Source organism: Aphanizomenon flos-aquae FACHB-1287, assembly GCF_014698755.1.
Taxonomy (GTDB): domain Bacteria; phylum Cyanobacteriota; class Cyanobacteriia; order Cyanobacteriales; family Nostocaceae; genus Dolichospermum; species Dolichospermum flosaquae.
The window spans coordinates 29,388-41,496 of record NZ_JACJTO010000017.1 but is presented as its reverse complement, the minus strand read 5'-3'; the positions used below and the strand labels follow the sequence as shown (position 1 = coordinate 41,496).

Sequence of the window (12,109 nt, the reverse complement as noted above, 5' to 3'; positions counted from 1 at the left end):
TTGTAAAGTAAAGTGTAGACAGAGAGTGAATTCCCTGTCTAAACCTATTGATTCTAGCAACCAAGTGTGATACCATAGTACACAAGTAAGTTATCTATGTGTGAATATGAATCTACCTAACCAAATACTGAAAAATAATTCTTCTATTTTCTCAGTTATGGTGTCCATATTTGTATTTCTTGTGACATCAATACCCGCACAAGCCGGAAAAATTGAGGACACCATCGAACAAACTACAGTGCAAATTAATAGTCTAGGTAATGGATCTCCCGGAGGCTCAGGTGTAATTATTGATAAGCGAGGAAAAATTTACACCGTTTTAACAGCTAATCATGTTGTCTGTGAGGCCATAGAGGGACGCAAACCAGTTACCTGCGCCACAGATGTTACTTACACAATTCGTACTCACAATGGCAAAGATTATCCCATTAAAGACCGTCAAATATTACAGAAAAATCCAAAAGACCCAGATTTAGCCATAGTTACCTTTGAAGCCCAGGAAAATTATCCTATCGCTCCTTTAGGAAATTCTAATGATGTAAAAAGGTTGGCGGAAATTACAATTGCCGGATTTCCCACTATTTTTGGCAATAAAGGCAAAGATAGAACATATACCGTCACACCCGGTAAAGTAGTCACTTTCAATGATAAAGGAGTTAACGGTTACAGCTTAGTGTACAATGCTACTACTTATATTGGTAATAGTGGTGGTCCTGTATTTGATAGTTATGGTAGAGTTGTCGGTATTCACGGACTAGCAGATGCAGGTGGTGGGGATGACAATACCTCCCAGTCAGAAACAAGAGGAAAAAGAAAACTACCTATACCAGTGACAAATCCGGGAACTGAACAACAGAGAACAAGAGAAAAAGTAACCCCAACAAAGGGAAAAACTGGACAACAGGAAACGGGAACATCTACAGAGCAAAAAACAGGATTTAATGCAGCAATTCCCATTAATATCTTTTACTCTCTCACCGGTCGGAAACCCCCTACCGGGTCTCCTATTCTGCCAAAAGAAGAAAAACAAAAATTAGCAACCAGAGGTAATACTGTAGATTTCTCTTTTGCTGCCAAATTGGAAAAATTATTATCTAAAGGTGATTGGAAAGGGGCTGATGAAGAAACAAAATCTCTAATGTTGGAGATTAGCCAAGCTTCTGGATCACTTAATGATAAGGCAATTTCCCGATTATCTTGCGGAAATTTAATCGCCATTAATCAACTTTGGGAAAATCAAAGCCAAGGTCGCTTTGGTTTTTCTGCACAAACACAAAAATGGAAGAGTTTATTTGGCAATAAATTTGAGCCAAATAATGAGAATTTTGACAATTTTGCCAATGATTTAGGCTGGCTTTATCGAGGTAGATATTTGTCCAAGGATCAGCTTAAATACTCCTTAGATGCGCCCAAAGGATACTTCCCTAGAGCATTTTTAGATGGACCTGTTTGGGGGAATTTTATTGCCCGTTTGGATAGTTGTAATATAAAATAAGTGTATACCTATAGAAATCTTACCTATAGATTGCCGTGGGTATATATGTCTATAAATTCAGCGAATTTTGCTTCCATTTCAAAAATTGAACTTAACAATTAAAGTTGATATCCTTTCTTAACGGAAGCTTATTGACTAAATAGTCTACAAATTCTTGACTCTATAAGAGGTGAAAAAATGTCAAAAAGAGTTTGCTCTATATCCTATTTGATCAAGATTATTGCATTGTCCACTCCATTAGTATTCATCCAATCCTTGCCAAGTTGGGGACAATCTGCTCCTAATGCACCTGAGATTGGTTTTGAAGTTCAGGGAAAATCAGAACTTAATCAAATAGTTTTGCCCTTGTATAAGTATGTAGGTGAATGTCCTAGCCCTGGTATTTATATAGGCACCACTAAAGCCTGGTTCACATCCTCAAGCGAACCACCAAAAAAGGGCAGAAGAGTAATTATCAGAAATATTTCCCGGGGAATGTCTCCCGACAATTTTCCACATACTAATCGGGATTATAGCAAAGGCAGATCCTCGGAGTTCACTAAAATAACTACTGGGACTGAGCATAGGGATAGTGCATTTGTTGTGAGGCCAAATTACAAAAATGAATTTGAATACGAGATTAGACAAGATAATTCAGTAGTTGAGAGGGGACAATTTTCAGCAAACGTTCAAAGAAGTTCCAATGTGTTAGAAATTCCTAGAGAAAAAGAGGAGGTTGATAAAGGATACTGTGCAGAAAAAGGCGGTTTTTTGGGTTTATCTTGTAAAAAATGGGTATCTAATAACGTCAAAGAGTGCCCAAAAGACTAAGTTTATATTGAACTAATCGGGGATAACGGAATCAACCTAAAACCCTCTTGTAGAGATGTTCCATGGAACGTCTCTATGTTTCTTTGCGGATATGTCTAATAAATTATGGCTCTTGAGTGTATCCTAAGCAAAATCTGAACACAAAAATCTCATAAAGCTAGTTATGTATCAGAAATCAGCCTTGTGTTTGAATATTATAGCAAAATCTTCAATATTCCCCTGTTTCCTGTTCCTTTCTCTCTACTTCTCGGTTTAGTATAACAAGTAGCCAAGAGCCTAAATTATTGAGCGGTTCTAAGTTGTAAATTTACTATTGAAAGGGAAAAGACAAGGAATTTTTTCACAAATTCTTGGGGACTGCTATAATTTCCTCATTATAATGGGGTTTAATTTTGGCAGCTTAATCAATGATCCCCATAAGGATTTAGTATAGATTGGTGTTAGCCATATTCCAGCTACGCTATCAAAGATGATAACACAAAACCCTAAAACTTAGAACCGCTGTTGACTGCAACGCATGATGAATCAACTGAATAATGGTTTTACAATATTTCTCAGTCTGTTAGTTGAGGCGATGCCTTTTTTACTACTGGGTGTATTTTTCTCCAGCGCGCTATTATCCTTTGTCAATGAAAGTAAATTAGTCAAGGTTATGCCTAAAAATCCCCTGTTGGGGGCTTTATTTGGCAGCTTGATGGGGCTTTTTTTCCCAGTCTGTGAATGCGGTAATGTGCCAGTGGCAAGACGGTTATTGATGCAGGGAGTGCCCACACCAGTAGCAATTGGCTTTTTATTAGCAGCCCCGACCATTAACCCCATTGTCATTTGGTCAACTTGGACGGCATTCCGCGATCAACCAGAGATTGTAGTGTTAAGAGTGGTATTTTCTCTAGCCATTGCTACCATTATTGGTGTGATCTTCAGTTTCCAACCAGACTTGATTCCCTTTCTGCAACCAGCGATCGCTCGTTATCTTAAATTTAACCCTCCCACCGCACCAAAAATAACCGCTAAAGCAAGACAATCTCAACTACAACCCCAAATCAGTGAGCTTGGGTTATTGCAATCAGGAACATATATTTTGGGCGGGACAACGGGAGCATCAAAACGCATAGATAATAATTATGGTGAAGCTGCTGTAATTCCTAACTTTAGTAAACCCTTGCCAGAGAAACTCCGTTCCTTGCTAGATAATATTGTGCAAGAATTGCGGGAATTAGGAGGAGTAATGGTACTAGGAAGCGCGATAGCCGCCGCTATTCAAGTATTAGCCCCCCGTGAACTGATTATTGGTCTTGGGGCAGGACCTGTTAGCTCTATTTTGGCTATGTTAGTATTAGCAGGGGTCGTATCAATATGTTCTACGGTTGATTCGTTTTTTGCCCTATCTTTTGCCTCTACCTTTACCAGCGGTTCATTATTAGCTTTTTTAGTATTTGGACCAATGATTGATATTAAAAGCATTGGCTTGATGTTATCAATTTTCAAGCCAAAAGCCCTCATCTATCTGTTTATCTTAGCTGGACAATTGACACTTTTATTCACCTTATTTCTGAATTTGCAGGTGATTTGATGTACTTGCTGTAGCATTTGTACTGAAATGCGGTCTGGACTTCCTTGGACTCTATTACACCGACAATTCTCTTTTAGGGGCAAATGTGGGGTCTGAGGTATAGGTCCTAAATCCTGAGCTAGTGCAAATATAGTAATTGGAGATAAAACTCTTGTTAGCTAAGGAAGAATTAACAACTGACCACTGACCATTAACCATATAACTTTAATGCTGAATTCCCAAACTAAAGCCCCAAATAAACTCATACCTTGGTTAGATGTGGTAGCTATTACAGCTTGGGGTATTTTAATGTTGAAATACTGGCTGACGGGCAAACTGTATTTATTAATTCATCCTGATTACTTTTGGTTGGCCATCTCCGGTGGCACGGGTTTGTTGATAGTGGGGTTTTTTAAAGGGTTACAACTATGGAAACACCGTCACCTTCCCGAAATACCTAATACTCCACATATTAGTTTATTTCCGCCTGGCTGGGGTAGCTTCCTACTACTAACAGCCGCAATTTTAGGATTAATGATCACACCCCGCGCCTTTGCTAGTCAAACAGCACTAGATCGGGGTGTGACTGAATCAATTGGTGGAAGTCGCGCTCAACCCCAAGCATTTCGGCCTACATCTCGCTCAGAAGAGCGATCGCTTGTAGACTGGGTGAGGACACTTAATGTCTATCCTGAACCAGACAAATACACGGGACAAAAGGTTAAGGTTCAGGGATTCGTGATTCATCAACCTAATGTCGGTGAGGAATATATATTTTTAGCCCGGTTTGTTCTTACTTGCTGTGCTGCAGATGCTTACCCAGTGGGATTACCTGTGCAAATATCAACTTCTTCCCGTCAACAGTACCCACCTGATACATGGTTAGAGGTGGAAGGGGAAATGACAACTCAAACTATTGCCCAAAAACGCCAATTAACTATCAAGGCTAACTCCCTCAAAAAAATTCCTCAACCTCAAAATCCTTATAGTTATTAGTTAGTTGTCAGTTGTTAGTTGTCTGTTGTTCCTTAATCTAAAATCCAAAATTGTGAGATGAGCAAATCCTATAAACTTATTCAACCATTAGACGGAATTGCGATCGCAGTCATGCTTTTGCTAAGTGTGTTGATTGGGTTAATCATTTGGAAAGGTGATGTAGTCAAACCTAGTGTCCGCAACTTTACCTGGGAAAACCAACAAATTGGAGCAGATAATCTCTCTTTCTCCCTCACTTTTAGTCGACCAATGGACTCCAAAAGCATTGAGGAGAATTTTAAAATAGATCCACCTCTAGCAGGTAAAATCAGTTGGGCGGGAAGAAGAATGGTGTATACACTCCTCACACCAGCCCCCTACGGTACAAATTACCAAGTCAAATTAGAAAAAGGTAAAGATAAATATTCTCAAGCAGAAGGTAAAAACCGCGTCATGCAGCCTTTTACAGGTAGTTTTACCACTCGTAACCGGGCCATCCTTTATATTGGGGCTGCTCCAGAAATCCAAGGACAATTGGTGCTTTATAATTTAACCCAGGAACAAAAAAAGGTTCTTACCCCTAAAGACTTAATTGTTATGGATTTTGAGCCTTTCCCCAATGGTGATAAAATTCTCTTTTCTGCCCGTTCTTCTAAAAATCCCGATCTACTTTCTGCCCAACTTTATACTGTCACCACGGGTATTTCTGGTCAAGTTGGTAAAGAAACAGAAGCCCCAGGTAAAGTTGACTTAATTTTAGATAACAAAGAATATCAAAACCTGAAATTTGACCTCTCAGCAGATGGACAAGTCGTTGTGATTCAACGAGGTAAACGAAATAATCCCGGTGATTTTGCTCTCTGGTATTTATCAACCAAAAATGACAATTATGGCGAAACACCTACCCCAAAACGCTTAGAAGGGCAACCTGGTGGAGATTTTCTGATTTCAAAAGACAGCAAGGCAGTGGCAGTTTCCCAGGGAGAAGGAACAGCAATTGTATCTTTAGAAGGTGACAGCGATAAACCCTTGGATTTTCTTCCTCAATTTGGTTTAGTACAGGCTTTTTCTAACGATGGCTCTCAAGCAGCAATGGTGAAATTTAATACTGACTACACGCGAGATTTGTTTTTAGTTACCAACCAAGGTATACAAAAACAATTGTTAAAAACTACAGGTTCAATTCTTAGTTGTCAGTTTGACCCTGCTTCCCCTAGCCTTTACTGCTTAGTTACACAACTTATTTCTAAGGAACAATACGTAGAACAACCGTATTTAGTATCTATTGATTTGAAAACAGGAAAACAAAAACCTCTGATGCTTTTACCTCCGGCTCAACGTAATATTCAAACTAGTTTGTCACCCGACGGTTTAGGATTCTTGTTTGATCAAGTTGTGCCTATTACTAATAACACTACACAATTACCCGCAAACACTTTAAAAACTGATGATGGTGAACCGATTGCTAGTAGTAGTCTTTGGTTGATGCCCTTGCTACCTATTGCTGATAATCAGAATGTAAAAATTAAACCAGAGCAACTACCTCTAGTAGGGTTTCATCCTCGTTGGTTGCCTTAATTAATTGACATTTGACGACTGATAATTAACAATTGTCAATTATCAACTGTCAATTTTTCTGAATGTAAATAACTGACAACGGCTGCGTATTTGTGGATAAAAATTATATGACTATATGACTGTGACACATTCGCCTATTATCAAGCTAAAACCACGCTATCAGCCAACTACAGATTGTCAATGTGAAAACGTAGTTATGGAAAAATTGGAAGAGAGTAACCAACAAGACTGGATTGCAGAACCTAATATTAATCAACAAGCACAGGTGAACTTAGAATTCCAGTAATTACTGAATTTAAATACAGAATTAACTAGAGCTAATAATCATTTATACGCTCAGGTAGAGGAGTTAAAAACCGAATTAGCAGAAGCAGAAAAGATTTTGCAGTGGCAAAAAACACGCTCTAGCGTGACGGAATCTATGTTCAACCAACAAAATCAAGAACTTTCCGCTGGTCAAAAGCAAATTCGCTCTCTGTATCAGCAGCTAGAATCTGCTGTGCAAACTGTTCAACAACAAGAAATTTCTATTGAAAATTATAAGGCTAAGTTGCAAGTTAGCCAAGAACGGTTAGCACATTTGGAAAGGGAATGTTCTGTTCTGCAAACTAACTACAGTCGAGAGTCTCAGCAGCTATTACATTCGGAAAATACTTGTCGTGAATTGCGGGCTAGGCTCATGCGGCAACAACGTCAGACTATGCAGTTTAAATCGGCTTTGGAAAAATGTTTAGATTCTACAATTCCTAGCCATGAAAATTTAGAGGATCATATTCATCATCCATACAATGTTATCCATAAACAAACTAGATTTTCTCGAAAGGCTCGATCTTTTTTTCCCAATGCTCAACCTATTCGGCCTTGGTCTGGTATTGTAGATTCTGTGAATAATTCTTGGGTTAAGTCTACAGTTACAAGTTCTGAAAATTATGAACAGCATTCAGAACCAGTAATTTTTAATTCTACAGAAGTTAATGAACCAATTATTCCTGCAAAAAATGGAGATGATTCTCAATTACTATCTACAGAACAAGATATAGAAGGATTAATTCATCAGTTTCTGATTACAGCATTATCTGAAGAATCTTCTCAGGTGACGGAAACCAATGTCAATATTGATGAAGCTGATGTTTCTATTTTAGAATCTTTTGTGTCTACTCCAGAAAGTCATGAACAACCAGAAATAATCATTAAACAGGATTTTGCTACTACTGAAGATTCTGGAGGTGAAGATTTTTCAATATTTATTACTAATGCTTTAAGTCATCAGATAAATACTGGAGAAACGGAGGATTATTGCTTAGATGTTTCCTCAGCAACAGGATTAAATTTACCAGATAATGAGGTTTTATCGGGGTTATTGGATGATAATATTATATCTGGCAATAAATCGCCTTCACCTTTGATTTATCCCCGACGACCACCGAAGGGACGCAAATCTTTAGCATCTGTAGAATTGCCGAATTTTCAACCTAAGCATAAGTAGCTTTTTTGGTGATAACCCACCTTTCGCACCCTAAACTGTCACACAAGGAAAATTGGTCGTTGGGAAATTCGGGACTAGCGAAATGCTTACAGCAGCACTTCGCTATAGCTATTTGAAATTTTCACATTTTTGTATAAAAATCATCCTTTTAAATTATTGAAGAATCCGAAATTACCTATTGTGATACTAAGAGGGTGTTTGAAAAGTTATGGTTAATGTATCAAATATTTTTTACCCCACCCTAACCCTCCCCTTGTAAAGGGGGGTAGCAATGTGATGAAAATTACGGAATACCACTTTTCAAACATCCTCTAAGGGTGCGGAAGGTGGGTTCTAAATCAAACCTTTAATCTTGGGATTGTTCAAAAACTCCTGACTATCTTTTATCAACTTGTCACCCCAATTATTCTCTTTTAGAAACTCTATCTTCCCAAAACGTTTATCTAATTTTAATGCCGTTTCTCCCGATTTCAAACCCGCTTCTTTATCGCCTTTAGCATACAAAGCTACACCTAAAGCTAGATGTGCTTCTGCAACATTGCTATTGATTTTTATCGCATTTCGCCAATAATTAATTGCTGTTTCTACTTCTCCCATTTCATAGGAAACTATGCCTAAATTAGTGTATGCTTCAGGAAATTCAGGTTTGATTTTAATGGCTTGATTCCAATCACTTATTGCTTGTTGGTAATCTTTGAATTTATAGTTTGCAAAACCTCTACTGTAGTAGTAATCAGCATTTTTCGGGTCAAGTTTAATAGCTTGAGTGTAATCATTAATTGCTTGTTTGTAGTCTTTTAATTGCAAATAAGCATTACCCATTGCTGAATAAGCAAGAGTCAAATCAGGCTTAAATTTAATGGCTTGAGAGTAATCATCAATCGCTTGTTTATAGTCTTTCAATTGAAAGTAAGCATCACCCCTAGCACTATAGTATGTTGCATTTTCAGGGTCAATTTTAATGACTTGATTCCAATCATTAATTGCTTGTTTGTAGTCTTTTAATTGAGAGTAAGCAAAACCCCTACCACCATAGTATGTTGCATTTTTAGGATCAAGTTGAATGGCTTGAGTATAATCAGCTATGGCTTGTTTGTAGTCTTTTAATTGAAGGTAAGTCGTACCCCTAAGATGATAGTATGTTGCCTTTTTAGGGTCAATTTTAATGGCTTGAGTTAAATCATCAATCGCCTGTTTGTATTCTTTCAGGAAAGAGTAAATACCACCACGAAAAGCATAATACTCGGCATTTTGAGAATCAATTTTAATGGCTTGAGTGTAATCATCAATTGCCAGTTTGTATTCTTTTAATTCATAGTAAGTAACACCCCTAGTTGCGTAAGCTTTACTCATTAAGCCAGTGTAACCACTAAGCAAGTCTTTATTATCTTTAAATTCAGAGTATCTGAGACCTTGCATAGTGTATGGTGCATTTTTAGGGTCACGACGAATAGTTTCTGTTAAAGAATAGTTTCTGTTAAATCAGATATAGCTTGTTTATAGTCTTTTAATTCTGAGTAAATACTACCCCGCAAGGAGTAGTAGATTGCATCTTTAGGGTCAAGTTGAATGGCTTGAGTAAAATCAGCTATAGCTTGTTTATAATCTTTTAAGTTTATGTAAACACCACCCCTCATACCATAGTATGTTGCCTTTTTAGGGTCAATTTTAATGGCTTGAGTTAAATCAGCTATGGCTTGTTTATAGTTTTTTAAGTGTCCATAAGCACTACCCCTTGTTAGGTAGTAGTCGGCATCCTTAGAGTCAAGTCGAATGGCTTGAGTTGAATCAGCTATGCTTTGTTTGTAGTCTTTCAACATCAAGTAAGCATTACCTCTGCTAATGTAGTAGAAAGCATCATTAGGGTCAATTTTAATGGCTTGAGTTGAATCAGCTATGCTTTGCTTGTATTCTTCTAATTGTCCGTAATACAAACCCCTTAGATTGTAATAGCCAGCGTCTTTAGGGTCAAGTTGAATGAACTGAGTAAAATCAGCTATGCCTTGTCGATATTTTTTTAACTCTCCATAGGACAAACCACGCCCAGAATAAGCCAATTTAAACAGAGGATCAATTTTAATAGCTTGATTATAAGCCTCAATTGCTTCAGGAAACCGCTTTAAGTAACGAAGCGTGAAACCTCGCAGGAAGTAAAGAGCAAATTGATTAGGACTTAGAGCAATGGCTTTGTCAAAAGATGTTAAGGCTTCGGAGTATTTATCTAATCTAAGCAGCACTCTACCCCGCTGTTTCCAAGCTTGAGCAAAGTTGGGATTAATTTCCAAAGCTTTATCAAAAGCAGCAATAGATTCTGGATATTTTTCCTCTCTACGAAATATCATCCCCTTGAAATACCAAGCTTGATAAAAATCCGGTTTTTTCCCAATCGCTTTATCAACAGCTTTTCTCGCTTCTGCATATTTTTGAGAACGCCATAGTTGATTGGCATAATTTAGCCATGATATTTCATCATCGCTATTTTTAGGAACTTCATCCAATGGTAATAAATATTCACTAATTACATCCTCTTCCGATTTTTTCAGTGTAGCTGGTGCAGTAGTTTCAACTTTTAAATCTGAATCTATTCCTACCTGTTGAAGCAAATTTAAAAATGTCCTAATGGGAATACCAGAACTACTACCTAAATTGATTTCACCATCAAAATCGAGTGATGTTTCACCTTCCACTCTGCCATGAATACCAATTAATCTTCCTTGGGTATCTAAAACCGCACCGCCACTCATTCCTCCCTTAGTAATATTACTATAAAGTAGATCATAACCATCACTTAAAACAGTTTGTATTCGCACAGGTATCAGAGAACTTTGATTATTAAAACTTAGATAAGTAGTCAACTTGATTAATTCTTGTTCACTCAAAACTCCCGCTGTTAAAATCCGGTGAGGTTTGTTTTTATTTTGTTGTTTATTACCAGGAAAACCAGAAACAAACACTTTTTGATCTTTAGTATTTAAACTATAATTTGCTAAAGTTGCAACTTGATATTTTTGATTACTGGTAAATTGAACAACGGCTAAATCAACTCCAGGCATTCTTTTCGCATTGTTGATATTTATAGCATATCTTTGATTATCTGGTGCGACTATTTCTAACTTATCTTTTAATTTTTTTTCATCACGATTCCAGATAACATGATCCGCAGTCAACACATAATAAATATTACCTTTCTGGGCAATAATTACCCCAGAACCGATATCTGTGGGGTTAGCATTAGGAATTAACACCGTAATTTCTTGGGCAATTTTATCAATATCATTAATCAAACCTTTTTTCGCTATCAAACCAGAATCATCAATCTTTTTAGGAGATTTAGCAATAACTTCATTGACTACTTTAGCGACACTATAAATCGGTACACCCCAACTATATTGACGCATTTGCTGACGTTCCGCTGCACTGGGTTTGCTATTGTCAATATAAGTATATATTTTATCAGAAATAGGATAGGCATGAACGGCATTAATACCAATAACTTCACCTTGATAATTTAATATGGGTCCGCCACTCATTCCCGGTTGAATTTTGTTATTATAACCAATGTGATAACCTCCTTGAAAACTTTTATCTGGTAATAGAGAAATTTGTCCTTCGGTGAAAACTAATTGAGCACTATCACTAACAAATCCAGCCGCGACAATTTTTTGTTCTACTGCTATAGGCGCAGAAATTCCTAAAGTAGCTATCGTATATTCTGCTGTTGATTGAAACTGGAATAAAGCTACATCTTGATTTTTTAAAGATGGTGGTTTTTCTTTAATGACAGTAGCAGGATATATTTTTCCATCTGGTGTTTGAATGCGATAAGATTCACCTGTATTCATCACATGATCATTAGTTAAAATAGTGTAATTATTACCATTTTTAGCAATTAAAGTTCCCGAAGCACTGCCATTTTTAGTTAATATTTTTACAGTGATAGATTTGGCTAAAGCTTGTAATTGTGCTGAGGTTAATAGTTTTTTGTAGGTTCTTGTGCGGTAACTGGTTGAGTAGAAATCAATAACAATTGCTGAGGAATAGTTAATAAAGCAGTTGTGCAAATGAGGGTAAAAAATAGGTGTTTCATGATCTTTTTTTGTTTGAGTAAATCAGGAGATGAATATAAGTAGGTTGGGTTGAGGAACGAAACCCAACACTTCTTGACAACTTCTTTAAATTAGTTGGGTTTCACTTCGTTCTACCCAACCTACAA

9 protein-coding genes are annotated in these 12,109 nt (G+C 37.2%); 7 read left to right on the top strand and 2 right to left on the bottom strand.

Going from position 1 to position 12,109, the window contains the following annotated elements; translation table 11 throughout:
* Positions 1 to 106 precede the first annotated feature (106 nt).
* From H6G44_RS10115 to H6G44_RS10085, 7 genes are all read left to right on the top strand, one after another.
* On the top strand, positions 107 to 1,495 hold the full coding sequence (locus H6G44_RS10115) for a GUN4 domain-containing protein (protein WP_190386493.1): 1,389 nt from the start codon (positions 107 to 109) through the stop codon (positions 1,493 to 1,495).
* A 177-nt stretch (positions 1,496 to 1,672) separates the two neighbouring features.
* Complete coding sequence (locus H6G44_RS10110) at positions 1,673 to 2,305, top strand: hypothetical protein (protein ID WP_190386494.1); 633 nt, start codon at positions 1,673 to 1,675, stop codon at positions 2,303 to 2,305.
* A 520-nt stretch (positions 2,306 to 2,825) separates the two neighbouring features.
* Positions 2,826 to 3,878, top strand: coding sequence for a permease (locus tag H6G44_RS10105; protein WP_190386525.1), 1,053 nt, complete (start codon positions 2,826 to 2,828; stop codon positions 3,876 to 3,878).
* 207 nt (positions 3,879 to 4,085) lie between these two features.
* Complete coding sequence (locus H6G44_RS10100) at positions 4,086 to 4,853, top strand: TIGR03943 family putative permease subunit (RefSeq protein WP_190386495.1); 768 nt, start codon at positions 4,086 to 4,088, stop codon at positions 4,851 to 4,853.
* A gap of 57 nt (positions 4,854 to 4,910) precedes the next feature.
* Positions 4,911 to 6,410, top strand: a complete 1,500-nt coding sequence (locus tag H6G44_RS10095) for an Ig-like domain-containing protein (RefSeq protein ID WP_190386496.1) — start codon at positions 4,911 to 4,913, stop codon at positions 6,408 to 6,410.
* 115 nt (positions 6,411 to 6,525) lie between these two features.
* Positions 6,526 to 6,696 carry a hypothetical protein gene (locus H6G44_RS10090; protein WP_190595365.1) on the top strand — a complete coding sequence of 57 codons (171 nt, stop codon included), beginning with the start codon at positions 6,526 to 6,528 and terminating at the stop codon, positions 6,694 to 6,696.
* Positions 6,697 to 6,831: 135 nt separating this feature from the next.
* Entirely contained in the window at positions 6,832 to 7,896 is a 1,065-nt protein-coding gene (locus tag H6G44_RS10085) for a hypothetical protein (protein WP_190595364.1), read from the top strand.
* A 333-nt stretch (positions 7,897 to 8,229) separates the two neighbouring features.
* Here the strand turns inward: H6G44_RS10085 and H6G44_RS10080 are convergent, their stop codons facing one another.
* Both H6G44_RS10080 and H6G44_RS10075 read right to left on the bottom strand, forming a co-directional pair.
* On the bottom strand, positions 8,230 to 9,315 hold the full coding sequence (locus H6G44_RS10080; protein ID WP_190386498.1) for a tetratricopeptide repeat protein: 1,086 nt from the start codon (positions 9,313 to 9,315) through the stop codon (positions 8,230 to 8,232).
* Positions 9,316 to 9,356: 41 nt separating this feature from the next.
* Positions 9,357 to 11,957, bottom strand: a complete 2,601-nt coding sequence (locus H6G44_RS10075; protein WP_190386499.1) for a serine protease — start codon at positions 11,955 to 11,957, stop codon at positions 9,357 to 9,359.
* Positions 11,958 to 12,109: the final 152 nt, after the last annotated feature.

Bases quoted from the DNA above. Each gene is read 5' to 3' on its own strand.
- H6G44_RS10115 (WP_190386493.1), top strand. From the start codon at position 107: ATGAATCTACCTAACCAAATACTGAAAAATAATTCTTCTATTTTCTCA.
- H6G44_RS10110 (WP_190386494.1), top strand. From the start codon at position 1,673: ATGTCAAAAAGAGTTTGCTCTATATCCTATTTGATCAAGATTATTGCA.
- H6G44_RS10105 (WP_190386525.1), top strand. From the start codon at position 2,826: ATGAATCAACTGAATAATGGTTTTACAATATTTCTCAGTCTGTTAGTT.
- H6G44_RS10100 (WP_190386495.1), top strand. From the start codon at position 4,086: ATGCTGAATTCCCAAACTAAAGCCCCAAATAAACTCATACCTTGGTTA.
- H6G44_RS10095 (WP_190386496.1), top strand. From the start codon at position 4,911: ATGAGCAAATCCTATAAACTTATTCAACCATTAGACGGAATTGCGATC.
- H6G44_RS10090 (WP_190595365.1), top strand. From the start codon at position 6,526: ATGACTGTGACACATTCGCCTATTATCAAGCTAAAACCACGCTATCAG.
- H6G44_RS10085 (WP_190595364.1), top strand. From the start codon at position 6,832: ATGTTCAACCAACAAAATCAAGAACTTTCCGCTGGTCAAAAGCAAATT.
- H6G44_RS10080 (WP_190386498.1), bottom strand. From the start codon at position 9,315: ATGCAAGGTCTCAGATACTCTGAATTTAAAGATAATAAAGACTTGCTT.